Source organism: Flavobacterium sp., assembly GCF_052437795.1.
GTDB lineage: Bacteria > Bacteroidota > Bacteroidia > Flavobacteriales > Flavobacteriaceae > Flavobacterium.
The window spans coordinates 267,449-291,176 of sequence record NZ_JBQVPA010000001.1 but is presented as its reverse complement, the minus strand read 5'-3'; the positions used below and the strand labels follow the sequence as shown (position 1 = coordinate 291,176).

Sequence of the window (23,728 nt, the reverse complement as noted above, 5' to 3'; positions counted from 1 at the left end):
TTATTTCTTTTTAACTGCTGAACAGCCAGCCATCGTCGTTATTTTGATCGCTTCGGTCATTGGCAGGTTCTCATTCCTGTTCACGGTCTCCTGAACCACCTCACGCGCCAGTTCCTCAAATACGGTCTCAAGGGGTGTCGCGGTCTGCAATGCGGCAGGACGGCCATAATCGCCGGCCTCACGTATGCTTTGCACTATAGGCACTTCGCCAAGGAACGGCACATCAAGGTCTTCTGCCAGGTTGCGCGCACCTTCCTTACCAAAGATATAGTATTTATTCCCGGGAAGCTCCTCCGGCGTAAAGTAAGCCATATTCTCTATGATGCCCAGCACCGGCACATTAATGCTTTCCTGGCGGAACATCGCCACGCCTTTTTTGGCATCGGCCAATGCAACAGCCTGTGGCGTACTTACTACGACCGCGCCGGTTATCGGCAAGGCCTGCATGATGGAAAGGTGGATGTCACCCGTTCCCGGCGGCAGGTCGACAAGCATGAAGTCAAGTTCACCCCAGTCAGCATCAAATATCATTTGATTGAGCGCTTTTCCGGCCATTGGCCCGCGCCATATTACCGCCTGTTCAGGGCTGGTAAAGAAACCAATAGATAATATTTTAACTCCATAATTCTCGATAGGCTTCATTTTCGATCTTCCGTCTACCTGCACGGATATCGGCTTTTCGCGTTCTACATCGAACATGATGGGCATCGAAGGGCCATACACGTCGGCATCCAGTACACCAACTTTAAAGCCCATTTTGGCAAGTGCTACGGCAAGATTGGCCGTAATGGTCGATTTGCCTACGCCGCCTTTACCGGACGACACGGCAATGATGTTCGATATTCCCGGTATGCCTTTGCCTTTGATCTCGGGCTTTTCAGGCGTTTCCATTTTCACGTTTACCTTTACTTTCGCATCGGCATACACCTTTTCCTGTATCGTTTTTATAATGTCTGCCTCGGCACGCTTGCGGATGTGCATGGCCGGTGTGTGCATTACCAGCTCTACCACCACTTCGTCACCAAAAGTAAGTACATTCCTAACAGCCCCGCTCTCTACCATATTCTGGCCTTCTCCGGCCAGGGTAATGGTTTCGAGGGCATTGAGTATTTCTTTCCTGTCTAATTTCATGATAATTATAACAGCCTCTTATTAAGACTGGCTTCAAACAACAAAGATAGTGTGAAAAGGTGATATGGGAAAGCAATTTTTATCCGAAGTCCGACCTCAGATCAAAACCCCAACTCCACTACCGGGTCCCAAAAGAGCTTCTCGAATTTTACGACCTTGTTTTCCTTTACTTTCACGCCTTCGCTTTCCAAAAGCTGCTGCATGAGGTTAGTACCGCCAAAATGGTGCTTACCTGAGAGCAGGCCTACACGGTTAACCACACGGTGCGCAGCGACATCGTCCGGACAGGCGTTCATGGCCCATCCTACCATGCGTGCCGAGCGGGCTGCACCAAGGTATTTCGCAATGGCGCCATAGGATGTGACCCTGCCGTAGGGCACCTGCCTGGCCACTTCGTGAACACGTTCGAAAAAATTGTCGTTTTTAGCAGGCATGACAATGTTATTGGCTGCGGAGTATTTTTATTAATGTAAGTATCGAAATAAAGCCGGTTACCCCACCAAGGAAGTAGTTGATGTTGCGCATGAAAAATTCGGTTTTATGCTCAAACTTTTTGAATGATACTATATACAGGTAAAAGACCCCGAACGAACCTGCCACTACGCCTATCACAAAAAGAAAGACAAACAGGTTCGTGAAATAAAAGTACTTGTAGGCCGATAAGGAAATGCTTATGAATACATAATACGGGATCGGGAAAAAATTAAGCACAGAAAGCAGCGCACCAAGGAAAAAATTGCTGGCGCGGCTTTTCATCTTCACGATCTCCTTGTTCTTTCCTCTTTTTTTTTTTTTGGCAAAAAGCAGGAAATATATGGTAAGGAGCGTAAAAATGATGAGCCCGGTCTCCTCCAGGAAATGAATGATATCAGGACGGCTGTATAGGTACTTGGCAAATGAAACGGCAATGTAGGTTTGGAAAAACACTACGGTCGTCGCCCCCAATGCAAATATCACGGCACGCTGCCTACCCTCCTTCAGGCTTATTTTGGCTGCCGTCATATTAATGAGCCCCGGAAGGACTACACCAATGGCAGACAGGCCGATGCCCAAAATAAGCGGAAGGACGACATTCATACTATTTTATCCTGAATTTGATATAGGTTATGGCTTTGTTGTGCTCGAGGTACTGCTGCTCATAAAAGGTTTGTATCGCGGTCACGATCTCGGGAGCACCTTCATTAACATACACATTATGGTTGGCATACAGCACCTGGTGGCCTTCGCCGTGCAACAGGCCTAATGTGTAGCCATGCATGAACTCGCTATCGGTCTTCAGGTTAACAATGCCGCCCGGCTCAAGTATCTTTTTATAGCGCTGCAGGAATTCAGTATTCGTAAGCCTGTGTTTGGTACGCTTGTATTTTATCTGCGGGTCGGGGAAGGTGATCCATATTTCGGCCACCTCGCCTTCGGCAAAGAAATGTTCGATAAGCTCTATCTGTGTGCGAAGGAACGCTACATTGTCCAGCCCGCCTTCAACAGCTGTCTTTGCACCTCTCCAAAAGCGTGCGCCTTTTATATCGATCCCTATGTAGTTGTTAGCGGGATACCTTTCGGCCATGCCAATGGTATATTCCCCTTTACCGCAGCCCAGTTCGAGCACTATAGGCTTATCGTTCTTAAAGAAATCCGTTTTCCATTTTCCCTTCAACTCAAACTTGCCGGCCATAGCCTCATCCCTCGAGGGTTGGAGCACGTTGCCAAAAGTCTCGTTTTCCCTGAATCGCTTTAATTTATTCTTGCTTCCCACGTTATAAAAATATTTCGGTAAAAATATGGAAATCTGCGGGAATGGGGATTATTTTGAAGAAGCAGTTATCAAAATAGTTTTAAACTCCTTACCGCCGGTCGGTCCTGGTCTTGAAAGCCCGGAGACTTTACGAAGGGTGATATTTAAGATCACGAGGTCTTTAGACCCCCGCTGTGATGTGCTCAAAATGACGAATTCCTGAATGTTACTTTGTTTTCTCCAAAGTAAAAGAAAACTCCGACCCCTGCCCCACCTTGCTCTCAACATAGATCTTTTCGTCGTGGCCTTCCACAACGTGTTTGACTATGGACAGGCCAAGGCCGGAACCACCTTCGGTGCGGGCGCCGCTTTTGTCTACACGGTAAAAGCGTTCGAACAGCCGCGGAATGTGCTTTTTCTCGATACCTTCGCCATTGTCTTTTACACGTATAATGATCTTGTTATCAATAAGGTCTTCGATGGCAACTTCGGTAGTACCGTTCTCTCGGCCATATTTTATGGAGTTCACTACCAGGTTGGTTACTACCTGCTGTATCTTTTCGCGGTCGGCGTACACCATTATGGGCTTGATGTACTTCATGTCGAACATCAGCATGATGCCTTTTTTATCGGCCTTCATTTCTAGCAGGTCGAACACGTTCTGCACGACCTCCACAATGTTAAAGCGGGTATAGTTCAGGTTCAGGTCGCCGATCTCGAGCTTTGTGATCATATCGAGGTCCTGCACGATATAGATAAGCCTTTCAACACCTTTTTCGGCACGCTGCAGGTATTTTTTACGGAGCACTTTGTCATTCATGGCGCCATCCAGCAGCGTTAGCAGGTAGCCCTGTACGGTAAACAGAGGTGTTTTTAGTTCATGCGACACATTGCCCAGGAATTCACGACGGTATTCTTCACGGATCTTTAAGGCTTCGATCTCAAACTTTTTGTCCTGGGCGAATTTTTGCACTTCGCGGGTAAGCGTGGCCATGTCTGTAGTGATCGATTTATTCCGAAAAGTGCTCGACTCGAGCAGCGACACATCGTCGTAAATTTTCTTTACCCTGCGGTAAATGAAGTGCTCCACGCGGTACTGAAGCACAAAGAATGAAAATATGAAAAGCGATATGGCAAAAATAATGATGAAGTCCCAATGAAGTTCCATAAAAAAGTACATCATGACCGCAAGGAATGCTGCCGAGAACAGCATGATGTACAGCGATGATTTTAACGCGAACTTATATGACTTCTTAAAATTTATTGCCACTAAACCTCGAGCTTATAGCCCACTCCCTTTATTGTTTTAAATAATTCTTCTCCTATCTTTTCACGAAGCTTGCGAATATGCACATCTATTGTCCTTCCTCCAACTACCACTTCGTTGCCCCACACTTTATCAAGGATCTCCTCCCTCTTGAACACCTTGCCAGGCTTTGATGCCAGCAGGTAGAAAAGCTCGAATTCCTTTCGCGGCAGCACGATCTCCTGGTCTTCGATCACGATCTTATATTCTTCGCGGTTTATTTCAATATTGCCAACCCTCAAAACATCTTCTTTCGCTTCGTCATCTTTAAGCCTCCTCAGCAATGCCTTAACCTTGCTAACCAGCAATTTCGGCTTGATGGGCTTGGCTATGTAATCATCTGCCCCGGCATCGAACCCTGCGACCTGCGAATAATCTTCGCTTCGGGCCGTAAGGAATGTAATGATAACATTACTAAGCTCCGGCACCCTCCTTATATTCTCTACCGCTTCCATGCCATCCATCTCGGGCATCATCACGTCAATTATAATAAGATGGGGCAACTCCTTCTTAGCTTTAGCTACAGCCTCCCGGCCATTAGTAGCCGTTACTACATGATAGCCTTCCTGTGTAAGGTTGTAGCCTACGATCTCCAGGATATCCTGCTCATCATCAACCAACAAGATCTTAATGTCTTTTTTCTTCATTACAGATATATGAGTGTTTTGCGGCTGTAAAGGTAAAGATAATACAAAATGTTTAAACGTGTTAACCATTATTTAATGTCTTAACAGTTTAGTAATAAATACTAAATCCAAAGGTAACTTTTAGGTAACATAGCATTTAAAAAGCGGCGGTTACTTTGCGTCAAAATTTTAACAACACGACATGAGACTTAAATTTTTAGTAATCACACTGTTCACCTGCCTGATCGGCTTTGCCCAGGGCACAGGGACAGTAACCGGTAACGTTACCGATCTGGACGCTAACGGTGAGACTTTGCCTTTCGCTACCGTTTCTGTAAAAGGGACGACCATTAACACATCTACCGACATTGACGGGAACTACACCCTTACCGTACCGGCCGGCGAGCACACCGTTGTTTTCTCGTTCCTTGGTTACATGGATAAAAGTGCGACCGTAAAAGTTGCCGCGGGCGAGACCGTAACCCTTAACCAGCAGCTTAAATCGGACAGCGTACAAATGGACGAGGTGATCATTGAAAAAGTAATGGCCCGGGAAAAGGAAACAGCGCTGTTACAGGTGCAGAAAGATGCCATTGAGATAAAACAGAATATAGGCGCGCAGGAGCTGAGCCGTAAAGGTATTGGCGACGTTGCGACCGCTGTGGCAAAAACATCGGGCATCTCAAAGCAGGAAGGCAGTAACAACGTATATGTAAGAGGACTTGGCGACCGCTATAACTCTACTACCATAAACGGGCTGCCGATACCATCGAACGATCCTGAGAAGAAAAACATATTCCTTGACATATTCACTACCGACATCGTTGACTACATATCTATCGACAAAGTGTACAGCACAAGGATCTTTGGTGATTTTGCCGGGGGTAACGTGGATATCATATCTAAAGAATATCGCGGCGACGGGATGCTGGAAGTATCTGTAGGCTCAAAAGTGAACACCAACGCCCTTAACAAATCGGACAAGTTTTTCCTCCAGGACGGGCCGGGCAAAATGGGCTTTACCAACTACGATTATTCTAAAGACGCACTTACAAGCTACACTTTTGACAACAAGCTTAATCCGCAAAAGCAAAGCGTAGCCCCTTACAACTTTGGCTTCAAGGCCGGAGATGCCTTCAATATTGGCGAACAGGGCAGGCTAAGCCTTTTTGGCACAGCCAACTTCAGCAATGGCTATGAGCAGAGGGAAGGCGATAACAGGAGTGTGAGCGCACAGGGTGCACCGCTGAAATCATTTTACCAGGAGCGTTTCCAGTATAATACAAATACAACAGGAATGCTTAATGCCGCATACCGAATTAATGACAAGAATAAACTGTCATACAACTTCCTGTTCGTAAACACATCTGACCAGACACGCGATACCTATACCGGATTCCTGAGGGACGTTGCCGAAGACGGTGGTACGGTACTAAGGAGTACGTACACAAAAAACACCCTTATGATAAACCAGCTTTTGGGTAACCATAAGATCGACAGCCTGACCACTGTTGACTGGGGAACATCTTTCAATACCGTTACCAGCGACATGCCGGACAGAACACAAAACATTATAAAAAATGTACCGGGCAGCTTTCCGGTGATCGCACAAAACAGCGCGACCGACAACCACCGCTATTTCCAGAACCTTAAAGAACATGAACTTGCCGCCAACATTTCTGCTACAAGGAAATTCGGCCAAACCGAGGACGGCCTTACAAGGGGAAGCGTGACCGCAGGATATGCAGGGCGTTTCAAGAAACGTGACTTTGAGGCGATCCAGTTCAATTATAATCATGATGCGACCATAAGGAACGCTACACCAATAGACCTTAATAACCTGGACGCGTTTTATAACCCAACGAACTTTGCCAATGGCTTTTACAGCATTACCGCCTATGCGGGTATGACTCCGCAAACCTATAGTGGTGAGCAAAATATACATGCAGGTTATGTAAACGCTGATTATAAACTGACAGAAAAGCTAACCGCAAGCCTTGGGCTTAGGTATGAAAAAGTTGAGCAGATCGTAGACTGGGTTACCCAGTTTGACACCGATGGCGGAACCAACACCATGGACCGTAATGAATTTTTGCCAAACCTTATAGTAAAATACGAACTGAACGACAAGCAAAACCTACGCTTTGCCGCGAGCAAAACCTATACGCTGCCACAGTTTAAGGAAAGGTCGCCTTTTATCTACGAAGATGTGAACGAGATCAAGTACGGTAACCAATTCCTGTACTCCTCCCAGGATTATAATATTGACCTTAAGTGGGAATATTTCCCGAAAAACGATGAGCTTATTTCGGCTACATTATTTGGAAAAATGATCGTTGACCCAATCGCGGAAGTAAACGTTGCCTCTTCTACCAATGACATTTCTTGGGTAAACATTGGTGATAAAGGTACGGCTGTTGGTGTTGAAGTAGAGATCAAGAAAAACCTCTTTACTTTCGACAGCGAATTTACTAATAAAATCTCTGCCGGGCTTAATGTTGCTTACATGAAGACAAAGCAGGACATTGACAGGGAGAAAGTGCTTGAAGAGACGAACGGGACATTCAACCTCAATATCAATGATTCATCATCAGCCTTTACCGGAGCTTCTGACCTGCTTTTGAATGCTGACATATCTTATAGTAAAGATTGGGATGCTGACAAAGGGTTTACAGCTACCCTGATGTATTCGCAATATTCTGACAGGCTGTACGCCCTGGGCATTGAAGGAAAAGGAAACCAGGTAGACAAAGGGATGGGCGCGCTTGACATGGTTTTAAAAACACGTTTGGGCAGGCATATTGGGATCGACGTGGTGGGCCGCAACCTTTTAAATCCTGAGTTTGAAAGGATACAAGAGAATGCCGGCGGTCATGTACCTGTAGTTACCTTTAAAAGGGGAGCTTACATAGGTCTTGGCGTAACATACAAGCTGTAAACATCAGGCAAAAACAACAATTTGCTCACATTAAGTTAACCTACTATAAAGTTCTAAAACAGAAATTTGCACTTTAAATAAATAACACAAAATGAAAAAATCAGTTCTAACATTATTCGCAGTAGCATCGCTATCTTTTGCTGCTCTAACCGTATCTTGCTCGGACGACGACAAAGGTACACCGTCTAACCCATCATCGTTCGTACTTGACCGCGACAACCTGAAAGGTAACATCAACGATGGCGAAGTGATCCTTGAATCAGGAACTTACAAGCTAACAGGCAAACTGGTTGTTAACGCCGGTGCCAAGCTAACAATTAAGCCTGGTGTTATCATCGAAGCTACAGACGTTGCTCCCGGAACTTCTGATATCCGTTACATTGCCATCTCTCAGGATGCAGAGATCAATGTTCAGGGATCTTCTTCAAACCCTGTAGTAATGACATCTACAACTAAAGCTCCAGGTAAGTGGGGTGGCCTTGTTATCTGCGGCCGCGCTCCGATCAACAAAGGTGCTTCTGCCCAGGCTGAGGTTGGCGACAACCTTACTTATGGCGGTACAGAAACTGGTGACTCATCAGGATCGATCAAATTCCTAAGGGTTGAGTATTCAGGATATTCATACAACCAGGATAAAGAATTCAATGGAATTTCTTTCTTCGGTGTTGGTAACGGAACAACGGTTGAGAATGTACAGATCTACGAAGGTTCTGACGACGGTTTCGAATTCTTTGGAGGTACTGTGAACACTAAGAACCTTGTTGTAACGAACATTAACCCATCAGCTGTAGGTGACGATCTTTTCGACTGGACCGAAGGTTGGAACGGTAGTAACGAGAACTGGTACGGAAAAAGGTCGAATGCCGGCAACAGGGGTATTGAGGCTGACAACAACTCAAACAACCACCTTGCAACTCCTATCTCTTTCCCTATCATCAAGAACCTTACTCTTGTAGGTGCAGGCCCTGATGACACAAGCGGTGAAGCACAAGCAATGAAGCTAAGGGTAGGTACTAAAGCTAAATTTGACAACGTAGTTCTTGCTAACTGGAAAACAGGTTTTGACGTACAGCACGACGAAAGCGTAGGTTATGTTGGTACAGGCGACCTAAAAGCTACGAACGTGAAATTTGTGAACGTGACTACAAAATCTAAAGGCACAGGCACTACAGCAGGTACAACTCCTGACGTAAGCGCCATCTATACTGAAAGCACTACAGCTACAGGTGCAGGTAACGGCGAAAATACCCCAACTTGGGCGCAGGGCTGGACTCTTGGACTATAATCGCATAGGATTAAGTTAGTTTAGTATATTTAGATCACCCCTCATGCTTTTGCATTGAGGGGGTGATCTTTTGTAATTAGCCGCTGAACTATGCAGACAGGATGATGTGGACCTCACATCTACCCACATGTCATTTTAATAATGGCTATATTTAGTATGTCATTATCATTTTCGAAATAACTTATACAATTAATGCCAATTTGCTTTTCATAACAGGTTAAAATGCAGACATGATCAAGCCAAAATTTTACAAAAAACGATATAGTCCGCAATATTTTAATAAATTTTACCCAAATCTATTTTTGGTATAATATTTGAAAATATTTTTATATATTTACAACATCATTTTCACCAATGGCAAAAAAATACTTTTATATCACTTTACTTAGCTTCTTCTTGTTTTCGCTTGGCGCCGCAGCCCAGGAGAACAAAGGGTTCCCTGCATCTAATAAGGAAACCATAGAAGGGCTTAACATCTACCCTAACCCGGCCACTTCGGACAGGATCTATATCACATCCAAGTCGGCACAGAGCAAGGAAGTGGAGATATTTGACGTACTTGGTAAGAAGATACTTCAGGCAACCCTTACGGGCAAGGAGCTTAACATAACCAGTCTTACACCGGGTGTGTATATCATAAAGGTAAAGGAAGGCGATGCATCGGCAACCAGGAAGCTGATCGTTAAGTAATTAACACCCTATTAACCAGTTGCTAAAACCGTCTTAATTTTACTACGTAAATTTCGTTTCGTAAAAAATTGTGTTATATTTGTAACTGAATAAAACTCAATAAAAACTATAGACATGAAAAAAATCTACTTTACTTTAGCGGCTATTGCACTTACTGCTTTTTCCGCAAATGCACAGAACCTAATATCGAATGGAGGTTTTGAAGCCTGGACCGATGGCGCACCAGAGGGATTCACTCCTTTTCAAGCTAATACTACTACAGGAAGTGTGACACAGGAAACAGGTGCAGCCAATGTTCACGGAGGCACAAGTTCAGCTAAATTCACAGCTCCGGTAGGTACAGGCCATATAAGGGTATCAGTAACTGACATCCCTGTTACACCAGGACACAGCTATATGTTCTCTTACTGGTTCAAGGATGAGAGTGACAATGCAAAAGCCAGGCATTGGGGATCTTGGAGATCAGGAACTAATCAACTGACTGATAACTTAGATATCCTTCAGCCTGCTTATTACGCAAACTCTAATGGCTGGCAACAGGTTACTTATACTATGACCGCCCCTGCAAGTGCAACAGCCTTCAGGATCGATTACAGGGTATTCCAGGAAGCTACAGGTGCTGATTCAGGGCTAGTTTATTTAGATGATTTCTCATTTGTTGACCAAACTACAGCCGGTGTTAAAGAAAGTGCTATCGCTGGCCTGAAATTATTCCCTAACCCGCTAAAAGGCAATGTACTTAACATCACTTCTGATGCTAATGCTACAAAAACAGTTGCGATATTCGACGTTCTTGGAAAGCAGGTTGTAAATACAACAACAGCTAACAACAGCATCAACGTAAGTAACCTTACAAGCGGTGTATACATCGTAAAGATCACTGAAGAAGGAAAAACAGCTACTAAGAAATTGGTAGTACAGTAAGCTTCTTTAAAACATACCTCAAAAGCATCCGCCGCGGCGGATGCTTTTTTATTTGTACTTTTGCCAAAACTTCTGCCGTGATCAGCGCTTCCGATATATTTACCATTGCCTCCAAAAAAGAGTTTGAGAAGATAACCCTCAAAGTGTTTCGCCATCAATTCGACAATAATGCAGTGTATAAGGATTTTTGTGGCTTCTTAGGTAAGGACAAGCAGAATGTAAAGTCGATCAAGGAGATACCGTTCCTGCCCATACAGTTCTTCAAGACACATGAGGTTGTGAGTTCGCAGGACCCTGTGCAGATCACTTTTACCAGCAGTGGCACCACAGGCATGGCTACGAGCAGGCATTTGGTCACCGAACTCAATTATTACGAACAAAGTTTTCGGCTGGCATTCTCACAATTCTATGGCAACATCGAAGACTATGCTGTTTTAGCCCTCCTACCCTCCTATCTGGAGAGAGAAGGCTCATCACTAATATATATGGTCGAAGACCTCATACAAGGCTCGAATAATCCCCACAGCGGCTTTTACCTACACAATTATGACGAGCTGATAGCAAAATTGACAGCACTCGATACCGAAGGCCAGAATGTACTGCTCATCGGAGTAACTTACGCACTGCTGGACCTCATCGAAAAAGAGGATTTTAAACTGAAGAACACCATCATTATGGAAACCGGGGGCATGAAGGGCCGCCGCCGCGAAATGATCCGCGAAGAGCTGCATGAAGTATTATGCAAAGGCTTTGGCGTAAGTAAAATACATTCCGAATACGGCATGACCGAACTCCTCTCACAAGCGTATTCCCTTGGCGATGGCATTTTTGAATGCCCGCCATGGATGGATATCCTCATCCGCGATACGGAGGACGCGCTAACCTATGTTGACTATGGCAAAACCGGAGGCATCAATGTGATCGACCTTGCTAATATCAATTCCTGCTCGTTCATTGCCACGCAGGACCTCGGCAAAAAATACCCTAACCAGTCGTTTGAAGTACTGGGACGGTTTGACAATTCGGATGTCAGGGGTTGTAATTTGATGGTTATATAATTTCAGATCTCATGAAGAAAAAGGAACGCGGATGACGCAGATCTTTTTGGATTAGCACGGATTCTATTACCAAAGCCTATAGCCAAATTCAATAAAAAACGAGTCTTTCGACTCCTTTCATTATTTTACTGTAACTACAAAGTATTTCTTTTTACCGTGCTGTACCAGGATGTATTTCCCAATGATAATATCCTTTTCTGTCAGTTGATAGCCTTCACTCACTTTTTCTTTATTGACAGAGATCGCATTGGCTGTAACAGCTTCTCTCGCCTTACCGCGTGACGGGAATATATTAGTTACATCAGATAGTGCAAGTACAACATCGATACCTTCCTGCAATGCTGCACGCGAAATTTCAGTGCCCATGAACTCCCCAAAGATATCGGTAAAGAATTCTTCATTTTCATTCTCCAGATCCTCACGGCTAAAGTTTGAGAATGCAAAAACCGACTTCTTTACTGCTTCTTCAAAGTCTTCTTTTGAGTGCACGAATGTAGTTACCTCTTCAGCAAGTTTCTTTTGAAGCACCCTAAGGTGAGGCGCTGTAGCATGCTCAGCGAGCAGGGCCTCAACCTCTTCTTTAGAAAGGAATGTAAATATCTTTATATATTTCTCAGCATCAGCATCACTGGTGTTTAGCCAAAACTGATAGAATTTGTAGACCGAAGTCTTATCGGCATCCAGCCATATGTTGCCACCTTCGGATTTTCCGAATTTAGAACCATCCGCCTTTGTGATCAGTGGGCAGGTCATTGCATAAGCCTTGGCGCCTTCGTCGTTCATACGGCGTACCAGCTCAGTACCCGTAGTAATGTTACCCCACTGGTCACTGCCGCCCAGTTGCAGCAGGCAGTTGTATTCTTTATGCAGGTGGTAAAAATCGTAGCCCTGGATCAGCTGGTACGTAAATTCGGTGAATGACATGCCCGACCCTGCTTCTCCCGTAAGGCGTTTTTTTACCGACTCCTTCGCCATCATGTAGTTCACCGTAATGCGCTTGCCCACATCGCGTACAAAGCCGATGAATGAGAATTTCTTCATCCAGTCGTAGTTGTTTACCAATACCGGTGCATTGGCATCCGCAGAATTAAAATCAAGGAAACGCGACAGCACGCGCTTAATGCCGGCTACGTTCTTTTCCAAAGCCGCTTCGTCAAGCAGGTTACGCTCATCCGATTTGCCCGATGGGTCGCCGATCATACCGGTAGCCCCGCCTACAAGGGCAATTGGTTTATGGCCGCTCTTTTGCAGGTGTACCAAAATGATGATGGGCACAAGGCTTCCGATGTGCAGCGAGTCGGAAGTAGGATCAAAGCCTATATAGGCCGTGGTCATTTCCTTATTCAGTTGCTCTTCGGTCCCCGGCATGATGTCGTGTACCATACCCCTCCATTTCAGTTCTTCTACAAAATTTTTCATGTCTGCTTTTTAATGAATTGCAAAAATACAAACCTGTGTGAAAAAACAGGAACAAATAAGGATAAATGCGCAGTAAAAAGTACATTTGCAGCTATGATCTTAGTAACCGGCGGTACAGGATTGGTTGGTGCTCATTTGCTTTTGCAGCTTACAGGCAAAGGCGAACCCATTCGCGCATTGTACCGCAGCACTGCCTCCATCGAAAAAACCAAGAAGCTTTTTACTCATAATAAAAAGCAGGACGTGTTTCATACTATTGAATGGGTAAAAGGCGACATCCTTGATATACCTTCGCTTGAAGACGCTTTTGCGGGTGTGGACCATGTATACCACTGTGCCGCATTCATATCATTCGACCCGCGCGATGAAGAACAAATACGCAAGACCAACATTGAAGGTACGGCCAATATGGTCAACCTGTCTTTGGCTTACGGCATAAAAAAATTCTGCCATGTAAGTTCTATAGCCGCTTTGGGCGACACCAAAGAAGATGGCGACACCATTACCGAAGAGACCGAATGGAACCCCGAAGTGCGTCATGGCGATTATGCCTTGGCTAAATACGGTGCCGAAATGGAAGTTTGGCGTGCCTGGCAGGAAGGACTCAAAGTAGTTGTCGTAAACCCCGGGCTGATATTCGGCTATGGGTTTTGGGACCAGGGCAGTGGTGCGATATTTCGCGCGGTAGACAGTGACCAGTACTTTTATACTCATGGCACCTGCGGGATGATCGCTGTTGAAGATGTAGTTAACGTGATGCTACATTTGATGGAAAAAGACATCTCAGGGGAAAGATATACATTAGTCAGCGATAACCTTTCCTATAAAGAATTGCTGGATGCCATTGCTGACGGAATGCAGAAAAAACGCCCTTCGATCTATGCTACAAAATTCATGACAGCGTTTGGATGGCGAATGGATTGGCTTCTGTCGAAATTGCTGATGCGTAAACGGATGTTGACCCGTGGCATGGCCCGCTCATCTTACGCTACTGATAAATATTCGAATGAAAAGATCACCGCCGTAACGGAATATGCTTTTACACCAATACTACCTTACGTTAAAACGCTTAGTCAGTTTTATCAGAAGCATTGACCGTGCGTGTGCGCGGCCTGATCTTTGGCCCACCCGAAGATGACCCGCCTTTCACAGTCGTTCCCTCCGCACCTTTCTTGATGATACCTGCTTTTACTTTATCCTTCTCTATCCTGTCGGCAACTTTTTTCTGCATTTTTCCATACCTGTCAAGATCAGAAGCATAATAAGTATGGCTTTGCGCGAAGGTGAGGCTATCGGTCTTGTACTTTTTGTAGATATAGTTCTTAGCCTCCACTTTATTACTGTCAAGCACCTGCGGCTTAAAAGAATTGATCGCCTGCAGCATCGTTATATCATAAAGCATATTCACCATTTTGTCTTCAGGCAAAAGGTTTTTAGGTTTTTCTGCCGCCTGCTCCCCACAGGAGAACAGCAGCAATGACAAGAATAAGCAAGCAAGTTTTTTCATGATCTATCTGTCAAATAAAAGCCTTTCGCCAAGGCGTACATCCTTAACTTTATTATTGCTGTATACAAGGTTCCCATTTACAAAGGTATGGCTTATCCTCGACTTGAAATTAACGCCTTCCAGCGGTGACCATCCGCATTTGTAAAGGATATTCTCCTTCTTCACGCTCCATGGCAAATGTGGGTTGACGATCGCCAGGTCGGCATAGTAGCCTTCCTTGATAAACCCCCGCTTTTCGATACGGAACAGCTTTGCAGGGTTGTGTGCCATCTTCTCAACGATCTTCTCTACCGATATCTTGTTTTGATGGTACGCCTCGAACATCGCCACAACAGCATGCTGTACCAACGGCCCTCCTGATGGTGAGCTCGTATAGGGATTTTTCTTTTCTTCCAATGTATGGGGGGCATGATCTGTCGCCACAACATCTATCCTGTCATCAAGCAATGCATCCCAAAGTGCCTGGCGGTCTTCGGCAGTTTTCACGGCCGGGTTCCACTTTATCAGCGAGCCTTTAGTATCGTAATCGGCATCGCTGAACCATAGGTGATGGATGCATACTTCGGCCGTTATCATCTTATCCTCAAGCGGGACCTTATTCGTGAACAATTCTGTTTCTTTCGCCGTAGACACATGGAATACGTGTAGCCTGGCTCCTGTTTTTTTTGCCAGCTCTATTGCCCTTGATGAGGAAATGTAGCACGCTTCGGCACTGCGTATAAGCGGATGGAACTTTACTGGTATATTGTCTCCGTATTCTTCTTTATATTTCGCAAGGTTTTCACGGATCGTAGCTTCATCTTCACAATGTGCCGCGATGAGCATTTTTGTACTGCTGAAGATCTTTTCCAGCACGGCCTCATTATCCACCAGCATATTTCCTGTAGACGAGCCTAAGAACAACTTAATGCCCGGTACATTTTTCGGGTTGGTTTTCAGTACCTCTTCAAGGTTATCGTTCGTGCCGCCCATCATGAAGCCGTAGTTGGCGTATGATGTTTCGGCTGCTATCTTATATTTGTCTTCCAAAAGCTCCTGCGTTATGGCATTCGGAACGGTATTGGGCTGCTCTATGAACGAGGTGATCCCCCCGGCCACGGCAGCGCGCGATTCTGATTCGATATTGCCTTTGTGCGTAAGCCCCGGCTCCCGGAAGTGTACCTGATCGTCAATGGCACCCGGTATCAGGAAATTCCCCTCGGCATCAATTACCTTTACATCCGGCTTGGCGCTGATGCTTTCAGCAATTTCTTTAATAAACTTGTCTTCAATTAAAAGATCGCCTTCAAAAATGGCTCCTTCATTTACAATTTTGGCATTCTTAATTAAAATCCTGTTCATTGATCTTTTATAGTCTGTTAAGCATTTTTTTCATTCGTAGCGAGATCACCCCAAAGATAGCTTCTTTAAAGATGGCCCCGCTCATTTTCGATTCGCCCCTTGTGCGGTCGGTAAATATTATCGGCACTTCCACAATATTGAAGCCGTTGGCATAGGCCCTGTACTTCATCTCTATCTGGAAGGCATACCCCACGAACTTTATCCTGTCGAGGTTTACGCTTTCCAGAACCTTTCGCTTATAGCATACAAATCCTGCGGTAGTATCGCGTATCGTCATCCCTGTGATCGTACGCACATACGACGACGCATAATAAGACATCAGCACGCGGCTCAGCGGCCAGTTCACGACATTCACACCGGTCACATAGCGTGACCCTATAGACATATCCGCCCCTTTTTTGCAGGCGTCATACAACTTCTCAAGATCAGCAGGATTATGCGAAAAATCGGCATCCATCTCGAAAATATATTCGTACTTTTTAGCGATAGCCCATTTAAATCCATGTACATAAGCTGTACCAAGGCCCGATTTGCCTGCCCTTACCTCCAGATGAAGCCTTACGCCGAATTCTCCCTGGAGTTCCTTTACTTTTTGAGCGGTCCCATCCGGCGAATTATCATCAACGATCAGGACATCAAATTCAGTAGCAAGCAAGAACACCGCCCTAATGATCGGTTCTATATTCTCGATCTCGTTATAAGTGGGGATTATAACTATGCCATCGCTCATATGGTCTGCTGGATTTTTGTGCAAAAATAACGTATTTCTAACGTGTGGTATACAAATAAAGTATAATTAAAATATGGGTATGTAAAAAATAGTAATTTTGCATCCATGAACGATTTGGTTTTACATGCGCGGGAAGCAGGCGGCAAGGATTGGGCAACCATCCTGTTCGTGCTGTGCTTTGGCCTCATTGCAATTAACAGGGCCGTTTTTGAGACGCGTTTTGCCGAGTTCATCAAGCTGGCCGTATCGGACAAATACACCAAGATATACAAAGACAGCGGCAACCTGCTGAGCTGGTTCACCATATCCCTTTTCTTCATACAGGTAATTTCGTTCACTTTTCTCCTGCAATTCCTGCTGAGCTACTTTCACCTTGCCGATAAGACCAGTTGGGTATCGTTCATTCAGCTCTTCACCTTCATAGCAGTGTTCATACTGGCTAAGTTCCTCATCGAGAAGATCATTGCCACGTCGTTCAATATTGAGGAGTTCAATGAGCAGTTCAACCTCCAGAAGGTAAATTACCGCACCTATATCGGGTTGCTGCTGCTTCCTGTCAATGTCATTTTATTCTACAACGACAGCATCCATCCGGTTGTATTATACGTAATTATTACCGTAATATTAGCCGCCAGTATTATTTCATACCTTATTTCATTAAGGATATATCAAAATTTGATACTTGGCAAATTGTTTTATTTTATTTTGTATCTTTGCGCACTTGAAATAGCACCCTATTATTTCATGTATTATTGGTTTACAAAAAGTTAGTAAAGAATTGCTATTATATGAAAGTGAAAACTATTCTGGTTTCGCAGCCTGAACCGAAAGTAGAGAATTCTCCCTACTTCGAGATACAACAAAAGCTAAAGGTAAAAGTTGACTTCAGGCCATTTATCCATGTGGAGGGTGTTAGCGCAAAAGACGTAAGGGCCCAAAAGATCGACCTGAACAACTTCACCGCGATAATACTGACAAGCAAGAACTCGATAGACCATTTTTTCCGCGTGGCTGAGGAAATGCGCTTTAAAGTACCGGAAACCCTGAAGTATTTTTGCCAAAGCGAAGCCATTGCCTTCTACCTGCAGAAATATGTGGTGTACAGAAAAAGGAAGATCTATGTAGGCCAAAAGGATTTTGCCGACCTGTCGCCGCTAATCAAGAAATACAAGGATGAAAAATTCCTCCTGCCATCATCTGACCAGCTCAACTTTGACATCCCTCAAACCCTGAACAACCTTAAGGTAGACTGGATACCGGGCACGTTCTACAAGACCGTAATGAGCGACCTTAGCGATCTTAAGGATGTGTACTATGATGTACTGGCTTTTTTTAGCCCGACAGGTATCAAGTCACTATTCAAGAACTTCCCTGATTTCGAACAGAATAATACACGCATTGCTGTTTTTGGACTAACAACCCAAAAGGAAGCAGTAGAGCATGGACTTCGCGTAGACATCATGGCACCGACACCGGAAACACCATCGATGACAATGGCTTTAGAGAAATACATTGTGAAAGCGAATAAAGAGAAATAAACAATCACATTATATCAGAAATCCGCCGATGGCGGATTTTTTTATGCTTTATTATGCTGAAGCCGTTTCCTGATAACTAATAGAATTGGCACAAAAAGAAAATTCACAAACAACACGTTAATAATGTCCCTTTTACTTATTGTTTTTAAGCCATTCGTCTGCAAATGTGTTTTCAATAAAAAATAAATTGCAGACGTCAATTAATAGCAATATCCACAATAGTAAAAAAAACCGCCCCTTTTACAGGGCGGCCTTCTTTCCAAAAAACATCTATTCTAAAATTCACATTATGCCAACGGTCCGCCGGCCATAATTTCGTCACTGGCAAATTCCTCGAATTTTGCAAAGTTTTTCCTGAATGCCGCGGCAAGCTCAAGCGCCTTGGCATCATAAGCCTCCTTATCAGCCCATGTGTTCCTTGGGTTAAGGATCTCAGCAGGAACATCCGGACAGCTTTGCGGCTTGGCCAGGCCAAATACCGTGTGGTCCTTATACTCAACATTATCAAGTTCGCCATTCAGGGCGGCAGTTATCATTGCCCTGGTATATTTTAATTTCATCCTTTGGCCGGTACCATAAGCGCCACCCGACCATCCGGTATTGATAAGCCAAACATTTACGCCGGCATTCCTCATTTTTTCGATCAGCATCTCGGCATATTTTGCAGGGTGCAGCGGCATGAAAGGCGCACCAAAGCAGGCCGAGAAGTTAGGCTGCGGCTCGTTAACTCCCGCTTCGGTACCGGCAACTTTTGCCGTGTATCCCGAAATAAAGTAGTAGGCAGCCTGTCCCGGGGTCAGTTTAGAGATCGGAGGCAGGATACCGAACGAGTCGGCACTAAGGAAAAATATATTTTTAGGGTTATGCCCTATTGAGCCCGGCTGTATATTATCGATATGGTAGATAGGATAGCTTACCCGCGTATTCGGTGTAATGGAGTTATCCGTATAATCTACTTCATTAGTACCCGGCTTGAAAATTACGTTCTCAAGGATGGCACCGCGCTTTATTGCCCTGAAGATATCCGGTTCGGTCTCTTCGGTAAGGTTGATCACTTTCGCATAGCATCCGCCTTCAAAGTTGAATACGGTATTTTCGTTAGTCCATCCGTGCTCATCATCACCGATCAGCTTGCGCTTAGGGTCGGCAGAAAGGGTTGTTTTTCCAGTACCCGAAAGCCCGAAAAAGATAGCAGTGTCACCTTCAGCACCTACGTTGGCACTACAGTGCATCGGGAAAGTATCTTTAAACACAGGAAGGATAAAGTTTAGCGCAGAGAAAATGCCTTTCTTCATTTCGCCGGTATATCCGGTTCCGCCAACAAGTGCTATCTTCCTGGTAAAATCAAGTATCGCGAAATTGTGAGAGCGTGTACCGTCTACAGCAGGATCTGCCATAAAGCCCGGCGCACACACTACATGCCATTCGGCAGTGAAATCTTCAAGCTCCGATTCCTCCGGACGCAGGAACATATTGTAGCAAAACAGGTTAGACCATGCCGTTTCTGTAACTACCCTTACGTTCATACGGTAATTGGCATCAGAACAAACATAGCTGTCGCGCACAAATATCTCTTTTCCTGAGAGGTAGGCAGTAACTTTTTTATAAAGCGCATCGAATTTGTCACTATCAAAAGGGAGGTTCACATTACCCCACCATACTTTATCTTCAGTAATGCTATCCTTTACGATAAAACGGTCTTGCGGCGACCTTCCGGTAAACTCACCCGTGTTAATTGCAAGCGCTCCTGTAGAGTTCTCAACACCCTGGCCTTTTTCGATCGTGATATCGTGCAGCTCATCCGGAGACAGCTGATATCTTATGTTAGCATCTTCAATCCCTAAGTTTTCTAACGAAATCGATTTCGTGAAAAGGCCGTAATTATCCATACTTTTTAGAATGAGTTGAGTTGTTTGAAAGGGCAAATGTAAAAAATAATTTATTACAAAATAAGAATTTGAAAAAAAACTATCCTTTTCGTCTCACTATATTCAATAATAACACTATCCATGCCGATATTAATAACAATCCTCCAACGGGGGTTATTGGTCCCAGGACTTTCAGATCAACTGTAAAAAGCGACCTGCAGGCCAAAAAATAGATGGAAAATGAAAAGAACAGCACACCTATACTTACCAGCCATAAAATGGCCTTTTTAGCCTTTTCAGAGACCAGGGCCGTACTGCCTACGAAAAGCAGGAACAAGGCATGATACATTTGGTAGCGCACACCGGTCTCAAATGTCGCAAGTTCTGTTGGACCCAGAAGCTTTTCCAGGGTATGAGCGCCAAATGCTCCGAATATAATGGCTACTGCCCCCAAAACCCCTGCCGTTGCTATGATCTTCCTGTCCATTGATGTTTAATTTTGAGGTAAAGTTAAAAAGTTTTTAAGCAATTAACACGCAAAAAGTTTTCAGGATTATAACATTTGATTACTTTCGTGTTATAATTGGGAAAACACGAATAATGAGGAATATCTTGATTATTGGCGCAGGAAGGTCCGCCTCGTCACTAATAGAATACCTGTTGAATAAGGCGGAGGCAGAGAACCTCCAAATAACGATAGGCGACCTTTCGGCAGAGCTGGCACAGCGAAAGACCAAAGGACACCCAAGGGCCTCGGCTATCACTTTCGACATTTTTGACGAAGAACAACGGAGGGAAGAGATTGGCAAAGCCGATGTCGTAATATCCATGCTTCCGGCCCACCTGCACTACGAAGTAGCCAAAGACTGCATCACCTTCAAAAAGCACATGGTTACGGCATCGTACATCAGTCCGGCCATGCAGGACCTTGACGAACAGGTAAGGGCGAACAACCTTATCTTCATGAACGAGATAGGCCTGGATCCGGGCATCGACCACATGAGCGCCATGAAGATCATCGAAGACATTCGCGATAAAGGCGGCAAGGTATTGTTGTTCGAATCGTTTTGCGGCGGCCTCGTTGCCCCCGAAAGCGACAACAACCTTTGGAACTACAAGTTCACCTGGAACCCACGCAATGTAGTGTTGGCAGGTCAGGGCGGCGCGGCTAAGTTCGTTCAGGAAGGCACATATAAATACATACCTTACAATAAACTCTTCCGTCGCACGGAGTTCATGGAAGTGGAAGGCTACGGCAGGTTTGAAGGCTATGCCAACCGTGACTCTCTGAAATACCGCAGCGTATACGGTCTCGACGACGCGCTTACACTATACCGTGGCACACTCCGAAGGGTAGGCTTTTCGAAATCATGGAATATGTTCATCCAGTTAGGAATGACAGATGACACCTATATTATGGAAGATTCCGAAACTATGAGCTACCGCGAGTTTATCAACTCGTTCCTCCCTTACCACCCCACCGATTCGGTAGAACTGAAATTAAGGCACAGCCTCAAAATTGACCAGGACGACATACAGTGGGACAAGCTGGTAGAGCTCGACCTGTTTAATGACGATAAGATCGTAGGGCTTCGAAATGCCACGCCGGCACAGATACTTGAAAAAATATTATCTGACAAATGGACCCTCAAGCAGGACGATAAGGACATGATCGTGATGTACCATAAGATTGGCTATGAGCTTGATGGCAAAGAACATCAGATCGATGCTACCATGGTTTGCATTGGCGACGACCAAACCTATACCGCAATGGCCAAAACCGTAGGGCTGCCTGTTGCCATGGCTGCATTGCAGATACTCAACGGCAACATTACCACACCGGGCGTACAGCTTCCGCTTAAAAAGGAAGTGTATCTGCCAATATTAAATGAGCTCGAAGAATTTGGGGTTGTCTTTAATGAAAAGCATGTTCCGTACCAAGGCTACAATCCTGATAACGTAGCAAGCTAACCCCACTTAACTAACCCAAACTCCGAAACCTCCCGCTAACTACGGGAGGTTTCACTTTTTAAGGCCAGTTCCTATTTAATTAGAGTCGAATCTTTTATATTTACTTACAAATCACAACTCATGAAGATAAATTCGCTTCAAATAGAAATTGACGGCATTGACAAGGAGATACTACGCTACCTAATGGAAGATGCCCGCAAACCCATCTTACAGATAGCCTCTAAGATAGGTATATCCGGAGCGGCGATCCACCAACGCCTGCGCAAGCTGGAACAGGCCGGGGTTATATCCGGTTCCCGATTTATTGTTGATACCAAAGTACTTGGCTACAGCACCATGGCATTTGTAGGCATCTACCTGGAAAAAGCATCCATCAATTCCGAGGCGGTAAAAGACCTCCGTAAGATCCCCGAGGTGCTGGAATGCCATTATACCACCGGTAACTGGTCCATCCTCATCAAGATCATCTGCCGGGATAATGAGCACCTGATGCAATTGCTCAACAACAAGATACAGCCCATACAAGGCGTATCACGAACAGAGACTTTCATTTCATTAGACCAGCAGATCGAGCGGCAGATACAGTTGTAATTTCAGATCTTAGAGGGTATATTTTAGATTGAGCTACATTCAGCCGGATGAGTATTGTCCTGTATTGAAAGACCCCCGAAAGGGGCAAACCTCATAGCATAGGGCAACGCCCTATGCTAAAAAAAAACCGCCGGAGATCCGAACGGTTTTTTGGGAAAATATATAGAAAGGGAAATTAATCCCTTGATCCTCCAAATATTTTCATTCCGAAATACACCAGCATCGCCAGCGATCCTAAAGCAGCCACAACGTATGTACGTGCCGCCCATTTAAGGGAATCTTCGGCGCCGGAATATTCCTGCTGTGTCAGCATGTTCTTATTTTTCAGCCAGGCAAGGGCACGGTTGCTCGCATCATATTCTACCGGAAGTGTGATGAAAGTGAACAGCGTTGTAATGGCGTAGAGAACCAATCCTGCTATGGCGATGTAAAAACCGAACCCCATTTGCGCGGCAGCGCCAAGCAGAATGCCTATTACCAGCAATACCTGTGAGAGGTTCGACGCCACATTGACCATCGGCACCATCTTAGAGCGGAACTCCAGCATGCTATAAGCTGTTGCGTGCTGTACGGCGTGGCCTACTTCGTGTGCGGCAACGGCAGCTGCAGCAGCATTGCGTTGGTTATATACCGCCTCGCTGAGGTTTACGGTCTTATCCGCGGGGTTGTAGTGGTCGGTAAGTCGGCCGGGCGTCGAGATGACGCGGACATCATAAATCCCGTTATCGTTCAGCATTTTCTGTGCTATCTCGGCACCACTCATCCCGTTGCGAAGGTGCACCTTTGAATAATGTTCAAACTTACTCTTCAACTTTGCGCTTACAGCAAAACTTACCAGCGCTATTGCGCCAATTATGATCCAGTACCAAATATCTACATACATAATTCAATTCGTTTTTTATTGATATTTATAAAGCTAATCAAATTATAAACCGATCTTTGCTAAGAAAAGGTTAATGCCTTTTTGACGGGTTATTGTGACGAAATTGCAGGTTTTGTAAAACAGAAACTCCGGAAAGGTAAATCCTTTCCGGAGTTTTGCATGCTTTCTCCTTTCCTTTGGAGAGTGGTTA

23 protein-coding genes are annotated in these 23,728 nt (G+C 44.9%); 10 read left to right on the top strand and 13 right to left on the bottom strand.

Going from position 1 to position 23,728, the window contains the following annotated elements; translation table 11 throughout:
• The 6 genes from ACT6R0_RS01405 to ACT6R0_RS01380 all read right to left on the bottom strand — a co-directional run bounded on the left by ACT6R0_RS01405 (position 1) and on the right by ACT6R0_RS01380 (position 4,816).
• Positions 1-1,131 (bottom strand): P-loop NTPase, encoded by a 1,131-nt coding sequence (locus tag ACT6R0_RS01405; protein WP_444650625.1) that lies wholly within the window; start codon positions 1,129-1,131, stop codon positions 1-3.
• Positions 1,132-1,232: 101 nt separating this feature from the next.
• Complete coding sequence (locus ACT6R0_RS01400) at positions 1,233-1,565, bottom strand: MGMT family protein (protein WP_444650623.1); 333 nt, start codon at positions 1,563-1,565, stop codon at positions 1,233-1,235.
• Positions 1,566-1,572: 7 nt separating this feature from the next.
• Positions 1,573-2,208 carry a LysE family transporter gene (locus tag ACT6R0_RS01395; protein WP_444650621.1) on the bottom strand — a complete coding sequence of 212 codons (636 nt, stop codon included), beginning with the start codon at positions 2,206-2,208 and terminating at the stop codon, positions 1,573-1,575.
• A 1-nt stretch (position 2,209) separates the two neighbouring features.
• The gene (gene trmB / locus ACT6R0_RS01390; protein WP_444650619.1) at positions 2,210-2,884 is read right to left on the bottom strand and encodes a tRNA (guanosine(46)-N7)-methyltransferase TrmB; all 675 of its coding nucleotides are present in this window, start codon (positions 2,882-2,884) and stop codon (positions 2,210-2,212) included.
• A 205-nt stretch (positions 2,885-3,089) separates the two neighbouring features.
• Complete coding sequence (locus tag ACT6R0_RS01385; RefSeq protein WP_444650618.1) at positions 3,090-4,133, bottom strand: sensor histidine kinase; 1,044 nt, start codon at positions 4,131-4,133, stop codon at positions 3,090-3,092.
• Positions 4,133-4,816: a response regulator transcription factor gene (locus ACT6R0_RS01380; RefSeq protein ID WP_444650616.1), complete on the bottom strand. Its 684-nt coding sequence runs from the start codon at positions 4,814-4,816 to the stop codon at positions 4,133-4,135. The genes ACT6R0_RS01385 and ACT6R0_RS01380 overlap by 1 nt, the downstream gene beginning before the upstream one ends.
• 181 nt (positions 4,817-4,997) lie before the next feature.
• Here ACT6R0_RS01380 and ACT6R0_RS01375 point away from each other — a divergent pair, with 181 nt between their 5' ends.
• From ACT6R0_RS01375 to ACT6R0_RS01355, 5 genes are all read left to right on the top strand, one after another.
• The gene (locus ACT6R0_RS01375; RefSeq protein ID WP_444650614.1) at positions 4,998-7,733 is read left to right on the top strand and encodes a TonB-dependent receptor domain-containing protein; all 2,736 of its coding nucleotides are present in this window, start codon (positions 4,998-5,000) and stop codon (positions 7,731-7,733) included.
• Positions 7,734-7,824: 91 nt separating this feature from the next.
• Positions 7,825-9,018 carry a hypothetical protein gene (locus ACT6R0_RS01370; protein ID WP_444650612.1) on the top strand — a complete coding sequence of 398 codons (1,194 nt, stop codon included), beginning with the start codon at positions 7,825-7,827 and terminating at the stop codon, positions 9,016-9,018.
• A 354-nt stretch (positions 9,019-9,372) separates the two neighbouring features.
• Positions 9,373-9,708 (top strand): T9SS type A sorting domain-containing protein, encoded by a 336-nt coding sequence (locus ACT6R0_RS01365; protein WP_444650610.1) that lies wholly within the window; start codon positions 9,373-9,375, stop codon positions 9,706-9,708.
• Positions 9,709-9,822: 114 nt separating this feature from the next.
• Positions 9,823-10,632, top strand: a complete 810-nt coding sequence (locus tag ACT6R0_RS01360) for a T9SS type A sorting domain-containing protein (protein WP_444650608.1) — start codon at positions 9,823-9,825, stop codon at positions 10,630-10,632.
• Positions 10,633-10,709: 77 nt separating this feature from the next.
• Entirely contained in the window at positions 10,710-11,690 is a 981-nt protein-coding gene (locus ACT6R0_RS01355) for a LuxE/PaaK family acyltransferase (protein ID WP_444650606.1), read from the top strand.
• 120 nt (positions 11,691-11,810) lie between these two features.
• On the opposite strand, the gene tyrS is transcribed toward ACT6R0_RS01355, so the two are convergent.
• Positions 11,811-13,109 carry a tyrosine--tRNA ligase gene (tyrS, locus tag ACT6R0_RS01350; protein ID WP_444650605.1) on the bottom strand — a complete coding sequence of 433 codons (1,299 nt, stop codon included), beginning with the start codon at positions 13,107-13,109 and terminating at the stop codon, positions 11,811-11,813.
• Between the two features lie 93 nt (positions 13,110-13,202).
• Here tyrS and ACT6R0_RS01345 point away from each other — a divergent pair, with 93 nt between their 5' ends.
• Complete coding sequence (locus ACT6R0_RS01345) at positions 13,203-14,204, top strand: NAD-dependent epimerase/dehydratase family protein (protein WP_444650603.1); 1,002 nt, start codon at positions 13,203-13,205, stop codon at positions 14,202-14,204.
• Here ACT6R0_RS01345 and ACT6R0_RS01340 read toward each other — a convergent pair.
• The 3 genes from ACT6R0_RS01340 to ACT6R0_RS01330 are packed head-to-tail and all read right to left on the bottom strand — an operon-like array spanning position 14,179 to position 16,687.
• Positions 14,179-14,616, bottom strand: coding sequence for a DUF4296 domain-containing protein (locus tag ACT6R0_RS01340; RefSeq protein WP_444650601.1), 438 nt, complete (start codon positions 14,614-14,616; stop codon positions 14,179-14,181). The two genes, ACT6R0_RS01345 and ACT6R0_RS01340, sit on opposite strands and share 26 nt — an antisense overlap.
• A gap of 3 nt (positions 14,617-14,619) precedes the next feature.
• On the bottom strand, positions 14,620-15,957 hold the full coding sequence (locus tag ACT6R0_RS01335; protein ID WP_444650599.1) for a dihydroorotase: 1,338 nt from the start codon (positions 15,955-15,957) through the stop codon (positions 14,620-14,622).
• Positions 15,958-15,964: 7 nt separating this feature from the next.
• Entirely contained in the window at positions 15,965-16,687 is a 723-nt protein-coding gene (locus tag ACT6R0_RS01330) for a polyprenol monophosphomannose synthase (protein WP_444650597.1), read from the bottom strand.
• A gap of 105 nt (positions 16,688-16,792) precedes the next feature.
• Between ACT6R0_RS01330 and ACT6R0_RS01325 the strand changes: the two genes are divergently transcribed.
• Positions 16,793-17,458: a DUF4271 domain-containing protein gene (locus ACT6R0_RS01325; protein WP_444650595.1), complete on the top strand. Its 666-nt coding sequence runs from the start codon at positions 16,793-16,795 to the stop codon at positions 17,456-17,458.
• A gap of 17 nt (positions 17,459-17,475) precedes the next feature.
• Positions 17,476-18,225 carry a uroporphyrinogen-III synthase gene (locus tag ACT6R0_RS01320; protein WP_444650594.1) on the top strand — a complete coding sequence of 250 codons (750 nt, stop codon included), beginning with the start codon at positions 17,476-17,478 and terminating at the stop codon, positions 18,223-18,225.
• Between the two features lie 287 nt (positions 18,226-18,512).
• Here ACT6R0_RS01320 and pckA read toward each other — a convergent pair whose 3' ends face one another.
• Both pckA and ACT6R0_RS01310 read right to left on the bottom strand, forming a co-directional pair.
• Positions 18,513-20,114, bottom strand: coding sequence for a phosphoenolpyruvate carboxykinase (ATP) (pckA, locus tag ACT6R0_RS01315; protein WP_444650592.1), 1,602 nt, complete (start codon positions 20,112-20,114; stop codon positions 18,513-18,515).
• A gap of 79 nt (positions 20,115-20,193) precedes the next feature.
• Complete coding sequence (locus ACT6R0_RS01310) at positions 20,194-20,580, bottom strand: DUF423 domain-containing protein (protein WP_444650590.1); 387 nt, start codon at positions 20,578-20,580, stop codon at positions 20,194-20,196.
• Between the two features lie 113 nt (positions 20,581-20,693).
• Between ACT6R0_RS01310 and ACT6R0_RS01305 the strand changes: the two genes are divergently transcribed.
• Together ACT6R0_RS01305 and ACT6R0_RS01300 are read left to right on the top strand one after the other, a co-directional pair.
• The gene (locus tag ACT6R0_RS01305; protein ID WP_444650588.1) at positions 20,694-22,064 is read left to right on the top strand and encodes a saccharopine dehydrogenase family protein; all 1,371 of its coding nucleotides are present in this window, start codon (positions 20,694-20,696) and stop codon (positions 22,062-22,064) included.
• Between the two features lie 120 nt (positions 22,065-22,184).
• On the top strand, positions 22,185-22,655 hold the full coding sequence (locus ACT6R0_RS01300; RefSeq protein ID WP_444650586.1) for an Lrp/AsnC family transcriptional regulator: 471 nt from the start codon (positions 22,185-22,187) through the stop codon (positions 22,653-22,655).
• Between the two features lie 175 nt (positions 22,656-22,830).
• Here ACT6R0_RS01300 and ACT6R0_RS01295 read toward each other — a convergent pair whose 3' ends face one another.
• Positions 22,831-23,538, bottom strand: coding sequence for a zinc metallopeptidase (locus tag ACT6R0_RS01295; RefSeq protein WP_444650584.1), 708 nt, complete (start codon positions 23,536-23,538; stop codon positions 22,831-22,833).
• Positions 23,539-23,728: the final 190 nt, after the last annotated feature.